Here is a 21,870-nt window from a genome sequence, read left to right as displayed (position 1 = left end):
GCATGGCACTGACCGATATTCAAGAGCCAAATGCAGCAAAACAATCATTGTTTGAGTGGCTGGGCGGCGCGGAGAAGGGCACGGAAAATATACGCCTGCTGGTAGAGACTTTTTACGACATCATGGATAGCGACCCTAAAGCAGCAGGATTACGCGCCTTGCACCAGCCGGATCTGACCGAAACACGTGAAAAGCTGTTTATGTTCTTGATGGGCTGGACTGGCGGCCCGCAGCTGTATATCGAACGTTATGGTCACCCGCGTCTACGCGCGCGTCATTTGCCGTTTACCATAGGTGAATCCGAACGTGACCAGTGGATGTACTGCATGATCAAGGCCATGCACCAATGCCAGTTTGAGGAAAGCCTGATGCGGCATATGGCTAACCAGTTGTATGGTGTGGCTGACTTTATGCGTAACCGTGAAGGTTAAGCAAGCATATATTGCACAGCAAATAAAAAGCCCCGTTTTCACGGGGCTTTTTATTATGACTGAGAACTTTCGACTTCGACTTCAATTTCGGCTACCGCTTGTTCCAAACCCTCTTTCTGACGGGTTTTAGCAGGGGATTGCCGTTTGCTTTCTGCCGTACGCCCTTTGGCTTTAGGCGTTGCCTTAAAGCCAAACCCACCTAGTAATGCCGCCACCACTTTACGTTTAGCTGCAGATGGTTTAGTCACAGGCGCGACTACCGATTTGGCTGGTTCAACAAAACCGCTGGACTCATAAGGTTGATAGAACCAGGCGTCATCTGCATTTTTAGATTTAGACGCACGTTGGCCAGTTGCACGTGGACTTGAGGTCTGCCGACTGGCTGTGGCTGAGTGCTGGCTTGGCGCACTGCTGGTGACCGCATTCTCTTTAGGAATCTGCTTTTTGATCAGCTTTTCGATTTCATCAAAGTATTTGGTTTCCTCTTCATCAATCAATGAAATGGCAATGCCTTTGGCGCCAGCGCGGCCGGTACGGCCTATCCGGTGCACATAGTCTTCAGGCGCGGTTGAGATCTCATAATTGATGACCAAAGGCAGGTCGCTGATATCCAGGCCACGGGCAGCCACATCAGTGGCGACCAGGGCATGAATGCTACCGGCTTTGAAAGCATCCAGCGCTTCAATACGTTCTTTTTGCGATTTGTCACCGTGGATAGCGCTACACGGGATGCCATCACGTTCCAGCACGCGTGCCAGTTTGCTGGCAGACAGTTTAGTCTTGGTGAAGATGATCACTTGCTGGCTGTCATACTGTTTCAGCAACTGCACCAGAAAGCGTGGCTTTTTATCTGTATTTACCAGATAGGCTTTTTGCTCCACATTGTCATTGGTGGCATTGCTGCGCGCCACCTCTATCAATGTCGGCTGGTTCAGGAAAGCATCAGCCAGTCTTTTGATCTCATCCGAGAAGGTGGCTGAGAACATCAGGTTCTGGCGCTGTTTGGGTAATAAAGCCAATATGCGCTTGAGGTCGGGCATAAAGCCCATATCCAGCATGCGGTCGGCTTCGTCCAGCACCAGGAACTGCACCTGGCTTAAAGAAAGCGTTTTTTGCTCTACGTGGTCCAGCAGGCGGCCAGGCGTGGCGACCAGGATCTCGACACCGGTTTTTAAAATCGGCGTCTGCGTCTTGATATCAACGCCACCATATACCACCAGGCTACGCAGCGAGGTGTGCTTGGCGTAAGCTTTGATGTTGTCATACACCTGGATAGCCAGCTCACGCGTAGGTGCCAGCACCAGCGCCCGGATCGGGTGTTTTGCCGGAGAGGTGCTGGTACTTGCGTGAGGTAGCAAGGTATGTAGAATCGGTAGCGAGAACGCGGCCGTTTTTCCTGTGCCAGTTTGTGCACCTGCCATCAAGTCTTTGCGCTCTAGCGCCAGCGGGATGGCTTTGGCCTGTATGGGCGTTGGTGTCGTATAGCCGGATTCTTCAATGGCTTTTAACAACGGCTCGGCTAGGCCTAATGCACGAAAATCTACAGTAATTTGCTCTGACATAGTGTGGGCTTATGCAAATGAACGAGGGCGTTTGATACCACCGGACTCACCGAAAGGCTTGCCACCGGTGCGCGGTTTATTTGCGCCACGGTTGCCATTGCCAGCATTAGGGTTACCAAAACGCTCTTGCGGTTTTGCTGATGGGTTACCGGCTGAAGAACGCGGGCGACGTTGACCAAACTCTTCTGTCAATGCGCGGGCGAACTGAAAGTCGGTATCTTTAGTGTAGCTTTTGCTGTTGCCGTTGACTTCGCGGTCTGACTTTTGCTCGCTGGCGCCGGTCGCGGCGCGTGGTTCACGCGGCTTGTGCGGCTGGCCTTCGCGCATCACGCGGTCACCAAAAGAACTGTTTTCGCGGTTGCCACGGAACTCGCGGCTGCCTTCACGGCTGTCGCTACGGCCATCGCGGCTGTTACCACGGAAACCACCTTTGTTCTGTGGACGGCCATTGCTGCTGCCATGGCGTTTGCCGCCATTGCCGCGCTTGTCACCGCCGTCATCCATGCGCACTGCACGCTTAGGCTCAAAGCCGGCGATCACCGCTGGCTGGAGTTTATGGCCAGTGTATTGCTCAATTTTGCGCAACAGGTGTCTATCAGTGTTAGAAGCAAAAGAGATAGCGATGCCGGAGTTGTTGGCACGGCCGGTACGACCGATACGGTGTACATAATCTTCAGCAAATTTTGGCAGGTCATAGTTGATCACATGCGTGATGCCATGCACGTCGATACCACGCGCAGCCACATCAGTCGCCACCAGCACTTTGACATCGCCATGACGCAGCTTGGTCAGGGTGCGGTTACGTGCGCCTTGTGTCATATCACCATGCAGGGCAGCGGTGCTGTGACCAGCGGCATACAGGTCTTCAGCCAGCAGGTCAGCGTGACGTTTGGTGCTGGTGAAAATAATGGCCTGATTCACGTCCGGAGCGATCAGCAGATGCTCCAGCAGTTTGTTTTTGTGGTTCATGTCGTCAACAAAGTGCAGACGTTGCTCGATATTGGCGTGCTGCTGTTTCTGGCCAGCGACCTGTATGGTCAGCGGATTGTTCAGGAAACGCTTACCGATATCCATGATGCCATCTAAAGTGGCAGAGAACAGCAGTGTCTGGCGTTCGGCTGGCAATGCAGCGCAGATCTTCTCAACATCAGGCATAAAACCCATGTCCAGCATGCGGTCAGCTTCATCCAGCACCAGCATCTGCAAGCGGCTCAGGTCAATACGGCCACGCTCAAGGTGGTCAATAAAACGGCCAGGTGTGGCCACCAGGATATCCAGTGGTTGTGACAGCAGTTTGTTTTGTAATGGGTAAGGCATGCCACCGACGATGCTCACACAACGGGCACGCAGGAATTTACCGTATTTACGGGCGGCTTCGTTCACCTGGGCTGCCAGTTCACGGGTAGGGGTCAGCACCAGGATACGTGGGCCACGGCTACGTACCGGATGTTGTGTTGCCAGCAGGTTTAACGCTGGTAAGGTAAAAGCGGCTGTTTTGCCGGTGCCGGTCTGGGCAGAGGCCATGATGTCACGGCCTTGCAATGCTTCTGGGATAGATTGCGACTGGATAGGGGTTGGGTTCTCATAGCCTGCATCGGTTAATGCACGCAAAATGGATGGGTCTAGATTTAAATCTGCAAAAGACAAGGATGTCCCTTTCGTATATCAATTAAAAAGGGCGCAAGTAAAGCAAATTAAAGCAAAGCAAAAAAGCAAAGCTGACCAATGACAGCGCACACAATCATTCAGTGTGCTAACTCATTAAGGTAAGCCAAAGCAAATATGGAGATGAATCGCTTTTACCGGCGCTAGGCATAGCCACTAACCGATAAAAGAAGAGGTTGTCATAAAAACAACTTCTAAAGATGATAGCCTCAAAAGTTCACGAGCTTATCGATGGGTCAGGGCGATGAATTTAAAACAGTCGGGCATCAATTTCAGCCCAGTGCGTTTTAAGTTGAGCGCAGTATAGCCATTTTATTTTAAAAGTCAAATATTTAACGTGATTTATGCTAAAATCGCGCCCTTTCCAAACAGATGGCAGTTCACATGGCACGCAACCTTAGAAATATCGCAATTATCGCCCACGTTGACCACGGTAAAACCACCATGGTCGATAAGTTACTTCAACAGTCAGGTACTTTCGCCTCACACCAGGCAGTGACTGAACGTGTGATGGATAGCAACGATCTGGAAAAAGAGCGTGGCATTACGATTCTGGCAAAAAACACCGCCTTAACTTATGAAGGCACCCACATTAACATCGTAGATACACCGGGCCACGCCGACTTTGGTGGTGAAGTAGAACGTGTATTAGGCATGGTGGATGGCGTATTGTTGCTGGTGGATGCCGTGGACGGCCCTATGCCGCAAACGCGCTTTGTCACCAAGAAAGCCCTGGCTCTTGGTTTGAAGCCTATCGTGGTCATCAACAAGGTTGACCGCCCGAGTGCACGCCCTGACTGGGTGATCAACCATACATTTGATCTGTTTGCCAACCTAGGCGCGACAGACGAACAACTGGATTTTCCGGTCGTATACGCATCGGCTTTAAATGGCTTTGCAACACTGGATATGAATGCACCTTCAGATAATATGCGTGCCTTGTTTGAAACGATCTTAAGTCACGTTGAGCCGCCAAAAGGCGATAGCGAAGCGCCATTGCAGTTGCAGATCTCAGCGCTGGATTACTCTACATATACCGGCCGCCTGGGCGTAGGCCGCGTGACCAATGGCCGTATCAAACCAGGCCAGGTAGTTGCCGTGATGCGTGAAGACGAACAAGTGGCACAAGGCCGTATCAATCAGGTGCTAGGTTTTAAAGGCCTGGAGCGCGTGCCGGTGGATGAAGCTGAAGCAGGTGACATCGTCATTATTTCAGGCATAGAAGAGATAGGCATAGGCTTTACTATCTGTGACCGCGAAAAACCGGTCGGCTTGCCGCACCTGGGCGTAGATGAACCTACGCTGACCATGGACTTTATGGTCAACACCTCGCCATTGGCCGGTACCGAAGGTAAATTCATCACTTCACGCCAGATCCGTGACCGCCTGACTAAAGAGTTATTAGTCAACGTTGCCCTGCGCGTTGAAGATACTGAAGATACCGACGTGTTCCGCGTTTCTGGTCGTGGTGAATTGCACCTGACCATTTTGCTGGAAAACATGCGCCGTGAAGGTTTTGAGATCGCCGTGGGTAAACCACGCGTGGTGTTCCGTGAGATCAACGGTGAGAAATGCGAGCCATACGAGATCCTGACTGTGGACCTGGAAGACGAGAACCAGGGCGCGGTGATGGAGGAGTTGGGCCGCCGCCGTGGTGAAATGAGCAATATGGAGTCTGACGGTAATGGCCGTACCCGCCTGGAATATCGTATTCCTGCGCGTGGCCTGATCGGTTTCCAGGGCGAGTTCCTGACACTGACCCGCGGTACTGGTCTGATGGCGCATATTTTTGATGAATACGCACCTGTGAAAGCCGATATGCCTGGCCGTCGTAACGGCGTGCTGATCTCAGCCGAGCAGGGCGAAGCGGTGGCTTATGCCTTATGGAAGCTGCAAGACCGCGGCAAGATGTTCTCCAGCCCGGGTGACCGTTTGTACGAAGGCATGATCATCGGTATCCATAGCCGTGATAATGACCTGGTGGTCAACCCTATCAAGGGTAAGCAGTTAACCAACGTGCGTGCTTCCGGTACTGATGAAGCGGTGCGTCTGGTTCCACCTATCTCTATCAGCCTGGAAAGCGCTGTGGAGTTTATTGATGATGACGAATTGGTCGAGATCACACCAAAGACTATCCGTCTGCGCAAACGCTTCCTGTTAGAGCACGAGCGTAAACGGTCTTCCAAGTAATCCTTAATTAAGCCCTCATTTGAGGGCTTTTTTTTCATCAGTCTTACTGTCCTTTTGCTGGCAGCATGGTGCCGGGCTGAATAAACTGCGCTACACTGGCTTATATTTTCTAACAGTGAAGTTGGCATAGTGCATGGATAAATTCAGTTTAGGCGATTATCGCGTCAACCCGAAAAAGTTTTCACTCAAGCAAATCAAGGCAGACGACAAATCAGCGCGGTCAGGCGATAAGGCAGAAGATGCTGCCATATTGATGCAACTGACCGAGGCCATCAACGAGCGGCAAGACATCCTGCACGCACAGGCTGAGCATAAAGTGCTATTGATCCTGCAAGGCATGGATACCAGTGGCAAGGACGGTACCGTCAAGCAGGTGTTCAGTGCCTGTGACCCGCTGGGTATCCGCCTGGCGAGCTTTAAGGCACCGAGTGAGGATGAGCTGGCGCATGATTATTTGTGGCGTGTGCATGCACAGGTGCCACGTAAAGGCGAGCTGGTTATTTTTAACCGCAGCCATTATGAAGATGTGCTGATCGTCAAAGTACATGACTGGATAGACGAAGCCGAAGCCGAACGCCGTTATCAGCAGATCAACGATTTTGAACGCATGCTGAGCGAGTCGGGCACCACCATCATCAAATGCTTCCTGCATATTTCCAAACAAGAGCAGCAAGAGCGCTTGCAGGAACGCCTGGACGAGCCTGCCAAACACTGGAAGTTCAACCCTAAGGATCTGGATGAGCGCGCGCTGTGGGACAAATATATGCAGGCCTATGAGCGTGTCTTGCAGGAAACATCGACTGACTATGCGCCCTGGTATGTGATACCGGCAGATTCAAAAACCAACCGTAACCTGCTGATTTCTCGGATTTTATTGCAGGCACTGGAAAGTTTGCCATTGGCCTACCCCGAGAAACCGAAAGCCTGGAACAAGCTGGTCATCAAGGATTAGTGTTAAAAATTAATTTAATGATTTTACGCTGTCAAAAAGCAGGCTATCACGGTTAAATAGCGCCACTTATGTCTGCGTTAGAAAATGTGTCTGCGTCTGAAAAATGAGTTTACGCTTTCGATTAAATCTTCTAGTCACCATGCTGTCGCTGGCATTCCTGCTGGCAGCAGGCATAGTGCTGGTACGCGACACCCGCGATAGCATACGTGAGCGCGTGGAAGCAGCTATGCGTGTCACCGTGCAGTTGCTGGATACCGTGATCGTCAGCTCTGCGATGAACCCCAGCCTGGGGCCTACTCATTACGTGTTGCAGGATTTTCTCAAGTCGTTAGGCTATGTGCGCAGCAGTCGCATTGAGCTTTATGATTATTCCAATACGCCTTTGTATATTTCGCCGGAATCTACATTTAAATCCGAGATCGAGCCACCCAAATGGTTTGTGAAACTGGTTTCACCTAAAGTGGAAACCGTGACGCGCCGGGTGCGTTATGGCATTTTGATCATCAGCTCCAGCGCCGAAGGCTCTGTCCGGGAAGCCTGGTCAGGTTTTTTGCAACTGATAGTGATGGGCAGCGGTTTTTTCGTGTTATTAAATCTGCTGGTTTACGGTTTGTTAAGCCATGCCTTGCGGCCGGTACAACAGATTTTGCGTGCCATCAACCAGATAGAGCAGGGTGACCTGGCGACGCGCCTGCCGAAATTCCCATTGCCGGAATTTGACCGCATAGGTGCCAGCCTGAACCAGATGGCGCTGTCACTGGATGCCGAGCGCCAGCTGGAACAGAACCGGCAATTGACGCAGCTGATACAGCAACATATTGAAGATGAACGCCGCAGCCTGGCGCGCGAGCTGCACGATGAGCTGGGCCAGTATGTGACGGCGATCAAAACCTTTGCCGTGGCTATCGTCAACAAAACCAGAGATAAAACACCGGATATTGCTGCCAATGCACAAACCATAGTCGCTGCCGCCAACCATATTTACGACGGCATGCACAATATCATCCGCCAGTTACGGCCTGCTGCCATGGATAATATGGGCCTGGTTGAAACCCTGCGTGATATGGTGGCTGGCTACCAGGCACAGCATGCGGATTTGAATATACAGCTGCAGGTGTCCGGCCAGTTCGATCCTCTGGGCGAAAACGTCAATATCAATCTTTACCGTATCGTGCAGGAAGCGATCAACAACGCCATTAAACATGCGCATGCGCAATCTATCAATGTGCATATCGTGTCAGCGCCGGATGGCCTGCAGCTGACGATAGCGGATGATGGTGTAGGCATGCAGCCGGAGCTGGTGGACCAAACTCAGCATTTTGGCCTGCTGGGCATGCGCGAACGTGTACAAGCCTTGCAAGGCCAGTTTAAAATCGTTTCAGAGCCCGGCGCGGGCCGCGGAACAACATTGGACATTCGATTACCACTACAAGCGGCTTGACACAACAGCCTTAAAAAAGAGGAAAGCAAAGTATGATTAGCGTGATGCTGGTAGATGACCATGCAGTCGTCAGGATGGGGTTTAAAATGCTGCTCGAGTCCGATCAGGATATCAAGGTCATTGCTGAGGCCGAGAGCGGGGAGGCGGCCATACGTGCCTATGTAGAACATCATCCGCAAGTGGTGGTGATGGATATCACCATGCCTGGCATAGGCGGCATGGAAGCCATAGAACGAATTCTCGCCAAAGATAATCATGCGCGCATCCTGGTGCTGTCAGCGCATGAAGACTCCGTGCACCCCAAACGCGTGTTGAACGCAGGCGCGATGGGCTATGTGACCAAGCGCAGTGCGGCCGAGGAGTTGATCAAGGCTATCCGCAGTGTGGCCAATGGCAAAAAATATATTGAAGCCAGCGTGGCCCAGCAAATGGCGATCCAGCAATTGTCGGGTGAGCAGAACCCGGTCGATGTGTTGAGCGAGCGTGAGTTTGAAGTGTTCATGTCGCTGGCACGCGGAAAGTCGACCAATGAGATCGCCGAAACGCTGTTTCTGAGCCCGCGCACGGTAGGCACGCATTTATACAATATCAAACAGAAGTTAAACGCACAGAACTCGGCAGAGATAGCGTTGATCGCCATGCGCTGTGGGTTACTTGAACCTTAGTCTGCTTGAGCCTTAATCAGCCTGAACCTTAATCTGCTTGGGTCTTATTCTGATTGTTTGGGGCTGCTGGCGCGCGAGCTGACTATCCCGCTCAGCATGATCAGCAGCATGCCCAGATACTCCAGCCAGGATAAATGTTCGCCCCAGCAGAATACGCCTATCAGCGTCGCGAACACCACTGTGCTGTAAGCTAGGCTGGCGACGGTCAAGGTGCGGCCGGTGCGATAGGCGCGCGTCATGGCCAGTTGGCTGATGGTGGCAGATACGCCCAGCCCCAGCAAAAACGGTAAGTCTTGCCAGTGCAGCGGCGTGATCTCGGTATTCAGCATCAGGCCGCCACTGGCGACACTGCATACCAGCGTGAAATAAAACACCGTGCGCCAATCTGGCTCGCCACTTGCTCCCAGTTGTTTCACATGCACATAAGCCAGCGCCGCACCCAGGCCGGAAAGCAGGCCTACACTGGCCGCTATCCACAAGTCCGGCTCCCATCTTGGCTGCAGCAGTAAAGTCACACCAATAAACCCGGCCATCACGCATAGATTCAAAGTGCCTTGCTGCCAGCGCGACAACGGTTTCTCGGCCGTCAGCAACCACGGCGACAATAAGGCCAGAAACATGGGCGAGGTGTAATTAAGGGTGATGGCAGTGGCCAGCGGTAAATTGGCAATGGCATAAAAAAACAGCAGCAGGGCGATAAAACCGGTAAAGGCACGGCCCATCTGTTTGCCCAGCATGGGGCTTTTGAGTGGCTTGCCTTGCCAGCAGACCATGGCGGCAATGGTGATAAAGCCGAATATCGATCGATAAAACACCAGTTCTGTGCTGCTGAAGCGGGCGGCGCCGGTTTTCACGAAAGCACCCATCACGGCAAAGCCCAGGCCGGCGACCAGCATCCACAGGCTGCCAAGTTGCCAATGTCTGGGGTGCGACCAGCGCCTGGGGTGAATTAAGCTGAGCAAAATGGGTGGGGTCTGGCGCTAGCGCACGGCGTGCGCGCTCAGGTGCGGTTCCAGTTGTGAACGATACCAGCGGTGGAAGTGTTCGAGCCCGGTTTCCATAGGGTGCTGGTATGGGCCGCGTTCATCCTTGCCGGTCAGGTAAAGTGCTTTGCGGCCTTGCTGCATACGCTGGCAGATCTCGTTATCTTCAATCGCGGTTTCAAAATAGGCGGCCTGTTGCGCTTTGACGTATTCGCGTTCAAACAGGGCGATATCTTCCGGGTAGTAAAATTCAACTACGTTTTTGCAGGAATCCACCCCAGTCGGGATGATATGCGACACCACCAGTACATTGGGGTACCACTCTATCATCAGCAAAGGGTAAAGCACGAACCAGATCGCGCCATACTTGGGCTGCTCGCCTTGTTGATAGTCCGTCACTGCCTGCTGCCAGGCTTTATAGGCAGGAGACAGACTGTATTCAGGCAAAGGTTTGTAGCCCACCGTCTGCACACTGTAATGCTCGCCGAACTCCCAGTTCAGCTCGCCACAATCGACAAACTGGTTCAGGCCCGGGTGGAAAGGGCCAACGTGATAATCTTCCAGATAGACTTCAATAAAGGTTTTCCAGTTGAAATCATAGTGGTCAACGATGGCCTGGTCGAAATAGTAACCGGTGAAGTCAAAATCCTGCTTGCAACCCAGCTGTCGCAGGGTATCGGCGATAGACAATGATTTGGCCTTGCCTGCGCCGGCAGACGCTTGAAACAGCAGTCCTTGCCAGTTGATCAGCGCTTGTTTTTCCAGGTGCAGGCACGGGTTTTGTTCAAAGTGGGGCGCACCCAGCAGCTGGCCGTTCAGGTCATAGGTCCAGCGATGCAGTGGGCAGACGATATGCTGGGTATTGCCGTGGCCACTGAGCATGGCGGCTTGCCGGTGGCGGCAGATATTGCTGACCAGCTGGTGCTCGCCATGGTTGTTCACCAGCGCCATGGCATTATGTTTCCAGTCCAGCACACGAAAATCGCCTGCATTCGGCGTCATGCGCGCATGCCCTAAGTATTGGGGCTGCAGCGAGAACAAGTGCGCCTGCTCTAATGCATAAATTTCCGGATTGAGGTACCAGTCAACAGGTAATTGTGCGAAGCGAGTCTTGTTTTGTTCTTTATTTAAAGAGGTGACAGAACCCATATTTCTAACTGTTTGAACACTTGCAAAAAACAGCAATTGTGCCCGAAAAGGGGCTGGATGAAAAGCCGACACAGCTGCAATGACAGGGTATGCCGATGGATATGCCCTGACTTTCATCCGGCCCATACACTGCCTGCGGGCGGCATGCACAGAGCCGCTAATTGCAACAGCCCTTAACTAACTCAATTAAATTCAGTTATAATATTCGAGGTTTCTATGTATAACTATACGTAACGATAATTGCATTTTAGGAGCAAACGAATGGCAAATTTATTAGATCAGTTGAAAGCAATCACCACTATTGTGGCTGACACAGGTGATGTTGAAGCGATTAAAAGCGTTAAACCGGTAGACGCAACTACCAACCCATCCCTGGTATTGAAAGCGAGTCAGATTCCTGAGTACGCACCTCTGATCGAGACAGCGATTGCCTATGCAAAAGCACAAGGCGGTTCAAAAGAGCAACAGATCGAAAACGCAGCCGACAAACTGGCAGTGCTGATCGGTGCTGAGATCACTAAAGTGGTTCCTGGCCGTATCTCTACAGAAGTTGATGCACGTTTGTCTTTCAACATCGATGCGATGATCGCCAAAGGCCGCAAACTGATCCAACTGTACCAAGACTCTGGTATTTCCAAAGACCGCGTACTGATCAAACTGGCTTCTACCTGGGAAGGTATCAAGGCCGGTGAGCAACTGGAAAAAGAAGGCATCCAGTGTAATCTGACATTGTTGTTCGGTTTTGGCCAGGCACGTGCTTGTGCTGAAGCAGGCGTATTCCTGATCTCTCCATTCGTTGGCCGTATCCTTGACTGGTACAAAGCGAAAAACCCAGGTACAGAGTACACACAAGAAACAGACCCAGGTGTGGTTTCTGTACGTGCTATCTACCAGTATTACAAAGAGCACGGTTACAAAACAGTGGTGATGGGTGCTTCATTCCGCAACACTGGCGAACTGATCGCCCTGGCCGGTTGTGACCGCCTGACTGTTTCTCCTAACCTGCTGCAAGACCTGGCAGCGACAGAAGGTACTTTGGTACAAGTGCTGAAAGATGGCGGCAAAACTAAAGAAGCGCCAGCTAAACTGACAGAAGAGCAGTTCCGTTTTGAATTGAACCAGGACCCGATGGCGACTGAGAAACTGGCTGAAGGTATCCGCGGTTTCGTGGCTGACCAGAACAAACTGGAAACAGCATTAGCCGCAAAACTGTAATATCTGTGTGAGATGATGAGAGAACGGGCAGAGACCTGCCCGTTTTTGATTTTATATTCAGGCATAATTTGGCCTGTTACATTGACTTATTTTGGCTGCCGGCTTACTATTAGCGACCAGCTTGAATTGGTAGTACGCTAGAAATAGCATTTAGAAACTTAAATATTTGGAGAAAAACATGGCATTAACTCAAATGGCATTAGACTCATTGGATTTTGACGCAACTATCGCTTTGGCAGAAAAAGTTGCTCCGCACGTTGACATTCTGGAAATCGGTACACCATGCATCAAGCACAACGGTATCAAATTGCTGGAAACATTGCGCGCTAAATTCCCAAACAACAAAATCCTGGTTGACTTGAAAACTATGGATGCTGGTGAGTACGAGTCTGAGCCATTCTACAAAGCGGGTGCTGACATCGCTGTTGTATTGGGCGTATCTGATATCGGTACAATCAAAGGCGTAATCAAAGCTGCAAACAAATATGGCAAAAAAGCTCAAGTTGACCTGATCAGCGTTGAAGACAAAGTTGCTAAAACTAAAGAAGTTGTTGCTGCTGGTGCTCACATCATCGGTATCCACACTGGTTTGGACCAACAAGCTGCTGGTCAAACTCCTTTCGCTGACTTGGCAGCGATCGCAGGTTTGAACCTGGGTGTTGACATCTCTGTTGCTGGTGGCGTTAAAGCTGCTACAGCTGCTCAAGTACGTGACGCTGGCGCGACTATCATCGTTGCTGGTGCTGCTATCTACGGCGCTGCTGATCCAGCTGCTTCTGCTGCTGAAATCACTGCTATCGCTCACGGTTAATTTATTAACTATCAATAAGTAATTATTGATCAGCGATAATAAAACCCGACCCAGTAATGAGTCGGGTTTTTTTATTTGATATTTTGAATACACAGGACAAGAAAATGGATCATCAACAGTTTATTTTGGACAATTTAAAACGCATTTTAGACGTGACTGACAAGTCAAAAGCGGCTGAATTACTGAAATTGGTAAGCGAAGCAGGCTCAACATTCATTGGTGGCGCTGGCCGCTCATTGCTGGTTTCACGCTTCTTCGCAATGCGTCTGGTACATTCTGGTTACAGCGTGTTCATGATAGGTGAAGTAGTGACACCTGCGATCAAGGCCGGTGACTTGCTGATCCTGGTTTCAGGTTCTGGCGGTACAGCAACCTTGTTGCCATTCGTGAAAAAAGCCAAAGAAGTCGGCGCTAAATTGGTCGTGATCTCTATGAAGAAATCTTCTGCCATGGCAGATGTGGCTGACCTGGTCGTTCAGATCGGTCAGGACGACAGCTTCCCACTGGTAAAAGGCATGCCTATGGGCGGTCAATTCGAATTGTCTACCCTGGTGTTCCTGGAAGGCGCAATTTCTGAGCTGATCCACGCCAAAGGCCTGACTGAAGAAGGCATGCGCGCATTGCACGCAAACCTGGAATAAGCTTTATTCCTCTCAATAACCGGCTGTATGGCCGGTTTTTTTATGGCTGCAGCTTGTGTAAGTCTGCCGCTGAGATCTGTTTCTGGTGCAGGGCGCTGGCGATCAATACGCCGTCAGCACCGGTCTGAGCAAGCGCTTGTATATCCGCAATGTGCCTGACGCCACCGGCTGCATAAAGAGATGCCCCGGTTTTTTGCTTCAGGCTTTGCAGCCTGTGCAGATCAGGGCCTAGTTTGGCACCTACGTTGGGCAGGCTCATGACTATGCTGGGCTGCGACCACAGTGCGTGATCGGTTTGCAGGCTGGCAGGGCCATGAAAGCCATCCTGGAAATAATCCAGCGATAACACGCTGTTTGCAGCCATGACGCGAAGTTGTTGATAGGTTTGCAGGTCTGGCAGCGACTCGCTGGCGAGGATAGGCTGGATAGCATCATGCAGCCACGGCTTCAGTGCAGCCACACTGCTGAGGCCGGCATCTACCCACCAGGTGATGTGCGGAAATGCCTGAATCGCTGCGGCGATATGGTCGCGGTGGTTGGCTAAAGTGCTATCGCCGGTGATGGCATTTAAATCGGCGATATACACACAGTCAAATGGATAAACTTGTAAAATAGCAGCCACCACATCGAGCAGGGCATGGCTTTCAGTCAGTTGTGATTGTATCGCACGATAAGATTGGCGTTGCCCCTGTATGGCCTGCACTACCTGGCCATGCATCAAATCGATGACGGGAATAATATGCAAAATAAATCTCGTTTGAAAATCTGGGTTTGTGAATATGTCAGTGCCGGTGGCCTGGCGTCTGCCGACCTGCCTGCCAGCCTGTTACAGGAAGGCCTGCTGATGCGCGATGCCTTGCTGGCTGACCTGGTACTATCGGATGTCGATTGTATCACCAGCCATGACGCGCGGGTGACCGCGCCTGCCAGTGTAGTCAGCATAGCCATACACTCTGGTGACGATGCAGATGCCATCTGGCGTGCACAACTGGCAGCCGCTGATGTAGATGCCTGCTGGGTGATCGCGCCGGAAACCGATGGCATACTGGAGCGCATGTGCCAGATGGTGGCAGAAACCGGCAAGCGCTGGATAGGTTGCAGCCAGGCTGCGATCAGTCAAACCAGCTCTAAATCATTGATGGCCGACATCTGCGCGCAGGCCGGCATCTCTACTATTCCGCATTGTTACCTGCATGCCGCCATGCCTTTGCCGGCACTGCCGTGGTACGCCAGGGCCCAATCTGGCTGGGTGGTAAAACCTGACGACGGGGCAGGCTGTGAGTTTACTTATCACTTTAAAAATGATTTTGAACTTATTGAATTTAATAATAAAATTAAATCTAATTTTGCTATTCCTTATGACAAGCTATTATTACAGCCTTATCTGCCTGGTCAGCCTTTGAGCATGTCTGTGATCGCGAGTACCCAGCAGGTGCAAGTCATCGCCGGACACCAGCAATGGCTGAAGCTGGAGGCTGGCCAGTTCAGTTTTCAGGGCGCAGGCGTGAACCAGGCCGCCAGTTTTTTACCGCTGATGCAGGCCATGGCAGAAAACATACAGCGTGCGATTGCCGGACTGACCGGTTATTGGGGCGCAGACCTGATACTAGGCGCGGATGATATGCTGACCCTGGTTGAAATCAACCCGCGTTTGACCACCCCTTATATAGGATTATGCAAAGTGTTAGAACAGAATCCGGCCAGGATGATATTAGATGCAGTATTGAATAACTGTTTAACCACACTGGTGGCCGCGTCAGCAGTGCCAGTGAGCTTGCCACCGCTGATGGAAGGCACTGCGCAATGAGTCAGGCAGTGATAGGCTGGGATATAGGCGGCGCGCATGTTAAAGCAGTGTGGCTGGATGATGCAGGGCGTATCGTGCAGGTCTCGCAACAGGCCTGCGCTTTGTGGAAAGGCTTGCACCTGCTGCAAGCGAGCCTGCGATCCATATTGCAATCCTGGTCGCTGGCGCCAGAGGCCTGCACACATGCCGTGACCATGACCGGCGAGCTGGTCGATCTGTTTGAAAGTAGGGCGCAGGGCGTGCGCGAGATCGCAGCGACGGTGCAACAATGCTTGCCAGGGGCGGTGTTTTATATGGCTGCTGCTGATCAGGCCGCTTCGTTCACAGCGACCGTGCACGGGCTGGAGCCAGCGATCGCCTCCATGAACTGGCATGCTTCGGCATTATGTCTGGCAGAAACCAGTGGTTTGGCAGAAATTAGTGGTTTGGCCGAGACCAGTGGTCTGGCCCAAACCAGTGCTGCTGCCAGCATGCTGATCGTCGATATCGGCAGCACCACCAGCGATATCACGCTGTGCCATGCCAAACAGCTGGTCGCCAACGGCTGGACAGACGCTGAGCGTATGGCCAGCCATGGCCTGCTGTATTCAGGCGTGGTACGCACGCCGTTAATGGCGTTTGGCCCCTATATAGCGTGGCAGCAACAAACACGCCATCTTGCCGCTGAATATTTTGCCACCACGGCTGATGTTTACCGCGTGCTGGGTGAATTAGACCCGGCGCATGACCTGGCGGATACCGCCGATGGCCAGGACCGTTCTGTAGCAGCCAGCATGCGCCGTCTGGCGCGTATGCTGGGCCATGATCTGCAAGATGCTACCAGCAGTGATTGGCAGTCGCTGGCGCTGGCGTTCAGGCAACAGCAGGTGGCCAGTCTTTTGCATGCTATCCAGTCCTGCGTGACACAAGCAGATCTGCAGCCGCAAAGCTTAACCGGCCTGGGCGCGGGCAGTTTTCTGCTACCGGCCATCGCGCAGCAGTTGCAGCTGACTTACACCCCGGCCACTAGCTGGATGTCGGCGGATGATCCCACATTAAAAGACCACGCGCAGGTATGTTTTCCGGCTTATGCGGTGGCGAGGTTATGGCAGGCATGGCATTGATACGACTCGATTTACCTTATGTAGAAGGTGCCCATTGGCTGGCACAGGTCAGGCATCTGCCGTGGCCTATGCTGCTTGAGAGCGGGCGGGTGGATACTGCAGAACAAGCATCTGCGGTGGATGAAGAAGTCAGCCTGGGAGCCAGGTTCGATATCGTCGTCGCTGACCCGGTCGCAAAAATCATACATAGACGGCCTTATACCGAAGTACATACGGCGCAAGGTATGGTGCGTGATGAAGAAGACCCTTTTGCCGTGATCAAACGCTGGTTACAGCCGCACCAGCTAGCGCGGGTGGTCGATGTGCCTTTTGCCGGTGGCGCGCTGGGCTATTATGGCTACGATCTGGGGCGCACTATAGAGCCCATGCCAGAGCTGGCCGCGCAGGACATGCCTCTGCCGGAGTTGCTGGTGGGGATCTATGATTGGGCCATCGTCGTTGATCATCATTTACGGCGCTGCCAGCTGCTGTCTCATCAGAGGTTTGGTGACATCGCTGCCTTGCACATACTGCATCAGGACCTGCTTCAAACACGGCAACAAGCCGTGGTGCAGCCCTTTGCCGTCACTGGCGAGATTGCGCACAATATGGATAAATCCTATTACGCGCAGGCATTCAGCAAAGTCAAAGATTATATTCGTGCCGGCGATTGTTACCAGATCAACCTGGCCCAGCGCCTGGCGGTCAAAGTCAGCGGCGATGCCTGGCAAGCGTATGACAGCTTCCGGCAACTGAGCAAAGCGCCATTTATGGCTTATCTGCAGGTGGATGATGGCCAGGGGCTGCCGTTTGAAGTACTTTCCATGTCGCCAGAGCGGTTTTTGCAGGTGACTGAGCATAAAGTGGAGACAAGGCCTATCAAAGGCACGCGCCCCAGGCATGCAGATGCAGAGCGCGACAGGCAAGAGGCCGAGGCATTGCAAAACAGCCTCAAGGACAGGGCAGAGAACCTGATGATAGTGGATCTGCTGCGTAACGATATCGGCAAGGTCTGCGAGATAGGCTCGGTCAAGGTCGATGCCTTGTTCCGCTTGCAACGGTTCACCAATGTGCACCACCTAGTGAGTATAGTGCGCGGTGTGCTGGCGCAGGGTTATCATGCGCTGGACCTGTTGCGCGGCTGCTTTCCCGGTGGTTCTATCACCGGTGCCCCCAAGCTGCGGGCCATGCAGATCATTGAAGAGCTGGAGCCACATCGGCGCGGCATTTATTGTGGCAGCATAGGCTATATCGGTTTTGATGGCAGTATGGATACCAATATCGCTATCCGTACCGCAGTGATCTGCCAGCAGAACATGACTTTTTTTGCCGGTGGCGGTGTGGTGGCGGATTCAGATTGTGACAAGGAATATCAGGAAACGCTAGATAAAGCTTCCCAGTTTTTAAAACTGGTTGCACAATTCAAAACAGCATCTTAATGTCCGGGGAAAATACCATGTGGGTGATCAAGCTGGGCGGTAGCGTGACGCACCATGACATTTTGCTCAAATGGCTGCAACTGGTTGCCCGCTGGGGTGATGGCAAAGTGATCATAGTACCGGGTGGCGGTGTGTATGCCAACGCGGTACGTGAATTCCAGCAGATGCGACAAAGCTTGCCTTCCGGGCATCTCAGCGATGTGCATGCCCATGCACTCGCCATTTATGCCATGGACCAGATGGCGCGCAGCCTGGTCGCCATGCTGCCTGAACTGACACTGGTACGCAATCCGCTGGAAATCGCCGAGCGCGGCTGGCAGCACCGCGGCCTGGTTTGGCTGCCGAGTGAGATGGCCTTGAACCCTGAATTGTGGGCGGGGACGGCACTGCCGGAGAGCTGGGAGACCACCTCTGACAGTTTAGCCGCCTGGCTGGCTTGCCAGCTGGAGGCCAGCCATCTGCTACTGGTGAAATCCGATGATCGCTTGTTGCAGCAACAGCCCAGTCATGCACTGGCTGCATTGCAGGCCGATGGCATCGTCGATACAGGATTATCCAGCATATTGCCGCAGGCGACATTTCAAACCTGGGTCATGCACCACAGCCATGTCGGCCAGTTTGAACCAGGCCTGGATGCGCAAATACTTAGCGGGCTGGTGACTCTGCCTCATCAAAGCTAGCTGATTTTTCAAAGCGGCCAAAATGCAGCATGATGGTCGGCAATATCAGCAGGTTGAGTACGGTGGAGGAGATCAGGCCACCTACAATGATCGTAGCCATAGGCCCTTCGATCTCACGCCCGGGCTCGCCGCTGCCTATTGCCAGTGGTAACAGGCCCAGCGCCGTCACCAGAGCCGTCATCAGCACCGAAGGCAGGCGTTCAGACGCGCCGCGTATGCAGGTATCCAGGTTCCAGACACAGCCTTCTTTATCCACCAGGTGCTGGAAATGCGACACCATCATGATGGAGTTGCGCAAAGTGATGCCAAACAGGGTCACAAAGCCCACCAGCGTGCCTAGCGAGATCCAGCCGCCAGCAAAAAAAGTGGCCACCACGCCGCCTATCAGGGCGAAGGGCAGGTTGGCAAAAGTCAGCAGCAGGTTACGCAGGCTGCCAAAAGCGATATAAAGCATGAGGAAGATAGCCGCCCCGGCTACCAGCGAATGTATGATCAGATCACGGCGTGATTCGGCATTGGCCTCGGCTTCACCCGAAAACTCCATATAGTTGCCGGTATGCAGGGTCAGTTTCTGGCGTAAGCTTTTTTGTATCTCGCTCATCACCAGGGCCTGGTCGCGCCCGGCAAGATTGGCGGTAATGGTTTGTATGCGCTTGGCACCCGAGTGCAATATCTTGGAGCGGCCACCTTCCTGTGTGATATACGCCACATCAGACAGTTTCAGCATCTGGCCTTCAGGGTTGAAGATAGGGATATTGCGCATGTCGGCGATATCGTCGCGGTTGCTATCGTTGAGCAAAACGCTGACGCCTATGGAGCGGTTGCCCATAAACACATGGTTGACCGGCACACCTTCATAGCTGGCTTTGACCGTGTCCAGCACATCCACCGGTTGCAGCCCCCACAATGAAAGTTTTTCCTGCTTGAGACGGATGGCGATCTCCGGCGTCTCCGGCGGCGACTGCACCATGATATCCCTGACACCACGTATGCTACCCAGCAGCTGGGCGACTTTTTGCGCATCTCTGTCCAGCGCGTCCAGGTCATGGCCATAAATATTCACCACCAGGCCAGCGGCATAACCGGAAATGGTTTCTTCTATGCGTTCGCTCAAAAAGGTGTTGATGGCAAAATTGGCCCCGACAAAGCCCAGTTCCACTTTGCCATCATCGTCGTCATCTTCTGCCTCTCCGGCCAGCTCCTCGCGTATGCTGCGGTAGATGCGCTCCTGTTCCGCACCGGAAACGGTGCCGGTCTCTACTTCAAACTCGCTGTAGTGGGTGCCAAAGGTATCGGCGGCATTGGGCGCGCGGCCTACCCATTGCGCCACACTTTTCACGCCGGGGATATCCAGCAGCACCTTAGTCAGCTGATTGCCGAGCTTGATTGATTGCGCCTCGGAAGTGCCAGGCACCGTGGTCATATGCAGTATGTAATGCCCCTCGTGCAACACCGGGATAAACTGGCTTCTGAACAAGGGCAGTAATACCAGGCCCAGCGCAATACAGACAAAGCTGGTCACCAAAATCATCTGGTAGCGGTGCTCTATATGGTGCAGCAGTTTCACGTATCTTTGTTTTAACCAGCGCAGCAGGGGAGATTCCTGGTTATCCAGCCGCGCTCTGCCTAACAGGGCGTAGCAAAGTGCCGGCGTCAGTGTCAGCGCTACCAGCAGTGACGCCATAATGGCCGAGATATAGGCATACGCCAGCGGCGCGAATAGTTTACCGGCCACACCGGAGAGGGTGATCAATGGCAAGAACACCAACGCCACGATGATGGTGGCATAGAAAACCGAGCCACGTACTTCCATAGAGGCCAGGAACACCACTTGCCGGATAGGCAAAGGCTGCGCCAGTTGCCGGTTCTCGCGCAGGCGGCGGAAAATATTCTCGGTATCTATGATGGCATCATCCACCACTTCGCCCAGGGCAATGGCCAGGCCGCCCAGCACCATGATGTTGAGCCCCACACCATACTGGTGCAGCACGACGATGGCAGACAGCAGCGAAAGCGGGATAGCGGTGGCTGAGATGACTGCCGTGCGCACATTGAACAGAAACACGAACAACACAGCGATGACCAGCACCGAGCCGATCAGGATATCTGAACGCAGGCTGTCTATCGCCGTTTCAATAAAGTTGGCGGGGCGGAACAGGCCTTCATGCAGGGTCACTTGCTGGCTGGTCAGGCTGGGCTTGATATCGGCCAGCTTTTTTTCCAGCAACTGGGTCAAGGCATAGGTATTGGCACCCAGCTGGCCTTGTACCGAAAGATAGACGGCAGGCTTGCCATTCACCGCGGCAGCGCTGATGGAAGGCGCAGCCCCTTCAGCCACCTCGGCTACATCGCGTATGCGTATGGTGCGGCCCAGCTTGCGTATCAGCGTGATATTGCCTAATTGCTGCGGGGTGGTGGTTTGGCCCTGGCTATTGAGTATGATGCGCTGGTTATCATTCTGGATATAACCGGCACCGCGCACGCCAGTGCCGCGGCTGGCGGCAGTCACCACATCCTGTATATTCAACTGGTACAGCATCAGCTTGCGCGGGTCTATCTTGATCTGGAACTGGCGCACTTCGCCACCAAACACATTGATATCCGCCACCCCGGGGATAGCCATCAGATGTGGGGTCAAATGCCAATCTACCAGGGTGCGCAATTGCATCATGCTCAGTTTGTCTGAGGTGACGCCCAGGCCCAGCACCGTGCTGGCCGAGGAGGTGAGCGGGGTGATATTCGGGATGATGCCTGGCGGTAGCTGGTTACCCAGCATATTCAGGTGTTCGGCAATGATCTGCCGGTTGCGGTAAATATCCGACTTATCCTGGAAAATCACCGTGATCACAGACAGGCCGGGGATAGACTGGGAACGCAGGCTTTTAATGCCTATGGCGCCAGCGATGATGTTTTCGATAGGCTGGGTGACCAGTTTCTCGACCAGGCTGGCTGAAAGGCCGGGCGATTCGGTCTGTATGACGATCTGCGTTGGGGCGAATTCGGGAAAGACATTCAAGTCGCTTTGCGTCAGGCTGTAAGTGCCATACACCAGCACCAGCATCGCCAGCCCGATAATGACACCGTAAAAACGGATCGCGAATCTGACCAGTGCAGTCATCATGGCGACGGCGCTTTCACCAAGCTGATCAAATGCGGC

Annotated in this window: 18 protein-coding genes; 12 read left to right on the top strand and 6 right to left on the bottom strand. The window is 52.9% G+C overall.

The genetic code is table 11. The features are described 5' to 3' along the window. Positions 1-2: 2 nt before the first annotated feature. Positions 3-431: a group II truncated hemoglobin gene (locus tag ACFQ1Z_RS04220; protein ID WP_379055893.1), complete on the top strand. Its 429-nt coding sequence runs from the start codon at positions 3-5 to the stop codon at positions 429-431. A gap of 53 nt (positions 432-484) precedes the next feature. On the opposite strand, the gene ACFQ1Z_RS04215 is transcribed toward ACFQ1Z_RS04220, so the two are convergent. Further along, positions 485-1,993 (bottom strand): DEAD/DEAH box helicase, encoded by a 1,509-nt coding sequence (locus ACFQ1Z_RS04215; RefSeq protein WP_379055892.1) that lies wholly within the window; start codon positions 1,991-1,993, stop codon positions 485-487. Between the two features lie 9 nt (positions 1,994-2,002). Then, positions 2,003-3,640, bottom strand: coding sequence for a DEAD/DEAH box helicase (locus ACFQ1Z_RS04210; RefSeq protein WP_379055891.1), 1,638 nt, complete (start codon positions 3,638-3,640; stop codon positions 2,003-2,005). A 402-nt stretch (positions 3,641-4,042) separates the two neighbouring features. On the opposite strand from ACFQ1Z_RS04210, the gene typA reads away from it, so the two are divergent. The 4 genes from typA (at position 4,043) to ACFQ1Z_RS04190 (ending at position 8,906) form a co-directional block, all read left to right on the top strand. Continuing rightward, positions 4,043-5,848, top strand: a complete 1,806-nt coding sequence (typA, locus tag ACFQ1Z_RS04205) for a translational GTPase TypA (RefSeq protein WP_379055890.1) — start codon at positions 4,043-4,045, stop codon at positions 5,846-5,848. A gap of 133 nt (positions 5,849-5,981) precedes the next feature. Beyond that, positions 5,982-6,800, top strand: a complete 819-nt coding sequence (locus ACFQ1Z_RS04200; RefSeq protein ID WP_379055889.1) for a polyphosphate kinase 2 family protein — start codon at positions 5,982-5,984, stop codon at positions 6,798-6,800. Positions 6,801-6,939: 139 nt separating this feature from the next. After that, complete coding sequence (locus tag ACFQ1Z_RS04195) at positions 6,940-8,241, top strand: HAMP domain-containing sensor histidine kinase (RefSeq protein ID WP_449288887.1); 1,302 nt, start codon at positions 6,940-6,942, stop codon at positions 8,239-8,241. Positions 8,242-8,273: 32 nt separating this feature from the next. Beyond that, entirely contained in the window at positions 8,274-8,906 is a 633-nt protein-coding gene (locus tag ACFQ1Z_RS04190; RefSeq protein ID WP_442922428.1) for a response regulator, read from the top strand. A 44-nt stretch (positions 8,907-8,950) separates the two neighbouring features. On the opposite strand, the gene ACFQ1Z_RS04185 is transcribed toward ACFQ1Z_RS04190, so the two are convergent. Continuing rightward, entirely contained in the window at positions 8,951-9,868 is a 918-nt protein-coding gene (locus ACFQ1Z_RS04185) for a DMT family transporter (protein WP_379055887.1), read from the bottom strand. Positions 9,869-9,886: 18 nt separating this feature from the next. Beyond that, positions 9,887-11,038 carry an aromatic ring-hydroxylating oxygenase subunit alpha gene (locus ACFQ1Z_RS04180; RefSeq protein WP_379055886.1) on the bottom strand — a complete coding sequence of 384 codons (1,152 nt, stop codon included), beginning with the start codon at positions 11,036-11,038 and terminating at the stop codon, positions 9,887-9,889. Between the two features lie 261 nt (positions 11,039-11,299). On the opposite strand from ACFQ1Z_RS04180, the gene tal reads away from it, so the two are divergent. From tal to hxlB, 3 genes are all read left to right on the top strand, one after another. Beyond that, complete coding sequence (gene tal / locus ACFQ1Z_RS04175; protein WP_379055885.1) at positions 11,300-12,253, top strand: transaldolase; 954 nt, start codon at positions 11,300-11,302, stop codon at positions 12,251-12,253. Positions 12,254-12,431: 178 nt separating this feature from the next. Beyond that, entirely contained in the window at positions 12,432-13,064 is a 633-nt protein-coding gene (gene hxlA, locus ACFQ1Z_RS04170; RefSeq protein WP_379055884.1) for a 3-hexulose-6-phosphate synthase, read from the top strand. Between the two features lie 104 nt (positions 13,065-13,168). Further along, positions 13,169-13,705 carry a 6-phospho-3-hexuloisomerase gene (gene hxlB / locus ACFQ1Z_RS04165; protein WP_379055883.1) on the top strand — a complete coding sequence of 179 codons (537 nt, stop codon included), beginning with the start codon at positions 13,169-13,171 and terminating at the stop codon, positions 13,703-13,705. A gap of 40 nt (positions 13,706-13,745) precedes the next feature. Here hxlB and ACFQ1Z_RS04160 read toward each other — a convergent pair whose 3' ends face one another. Then, on the bottom strand, positions 13,746-14,450 hold the full coding sequence (locus ACFQ1Z_RS04160) for a HisA/HisF-related TIM barrel protein (RefSeq protein ID WP_379055882.1): 705 nt from the start codon (positions 14,448-14,450) through the stop codon (positions 13,746-13,748). Between ACFQ1Z_RS04160 and ACFQ1Z_RS04155 the strand changes: the two genes are divergently transcribed. Genes ACFQ1Z_RS04155 through ACFQ1Z_RS04140 form a run of 4 tightly spaced genes read left to right on the top strand, consistent with a single transcriptional unit; the run spans position 14,445 to position 18,713 of the window. Beyond that, entirely contained in the window at positions 14,445-15,512 is a 1,068-nt protein-coding gene (locus tag ACFQ1Z_RS04155; RefSeq protein ID WP_379055881.1) for an ATP-grasp domain-containing protein, read from the top strand. The two genes, ACFQ1Z_RS04160 and ACFQ1Z_RS04155, sit on opposite strands and share 6 nt — an antisense overlap. Continuing rightward, a complete protein-coding gene (locus ACFQ1Z_RS04150; RefSeq protein WP_379055880.1) occupies positions 15,509-16,615 on the top strand; it encodes a hydantoinase/oxoprolinase family protein in 1,107 nt (368 codons plus the stop codon). Before ACFQ1Z_RS04155 ends, ACFQ1Z_RS04150 begins: the two co-directional genes overlap by 4 nt. Next, a complete protein-coding gene (gene pabB, locus ACFQ1Z_RS04145) occupies positions 16,606-18,033 on the top strand; it encodes an aminodeoxychorismate synthase component I (RefSeq protein WP_379055879.1) in 1,428 nt (475 codons plus the stop codon). The genes ACFQ1Z_RS04150 and pabB overlap by 10 nt, the downstream gene beginning before the upstream one ends. Next, on the top strand, positions 18,033-18,713 hold the full coding sequence (locus ACFQ1Z_RS04140) for an amino acid kinase family protein (RefSeq protein WP_379055878.1): 681 nt from the start codon (positions 18,033-18,035) through the stop codon (positions 18,711-18,713). The genes pabB and ACFQ1Z_RS04140 overlap by 1 nt, the downstream gene beginning before the upstream one ends. Here ACFQ1Z_RS04140 and ACFQ1Z_RS04135 read toward each other — a convergent pair. Then, positions 18,679-21,834, bottom strand: a complete 3,156-nt coding sequence (locus ACFQ1Z_RS04135; RefSeq protein WP_379055877.1) for an efflux RND transporter permease subunit — start codon at positions 21,832-21,834, stop codon at positions 18,679-18,681. The two genes, ACFQ1Z_RS04140 and ACFQ1Z_RS04135, sit on opposite strands and share 35 nt — an antisense overlap. Between the last annotated feature and the right edge of the window lie 36 nt (positions 21,835-21,870).

It is taken from the genome of Methylophilus luteus (genome assembly GCF_042676265.1).
GTDB lineage: Bacteria > Pseudomonadota > Gammaproteobacteria > Burkholderiales > Methylophilaceae > Methylophilus > Methylophilus luteus.
This window is presented reverse-complemented; position numbering and strand designations above follow the sequence as displayed.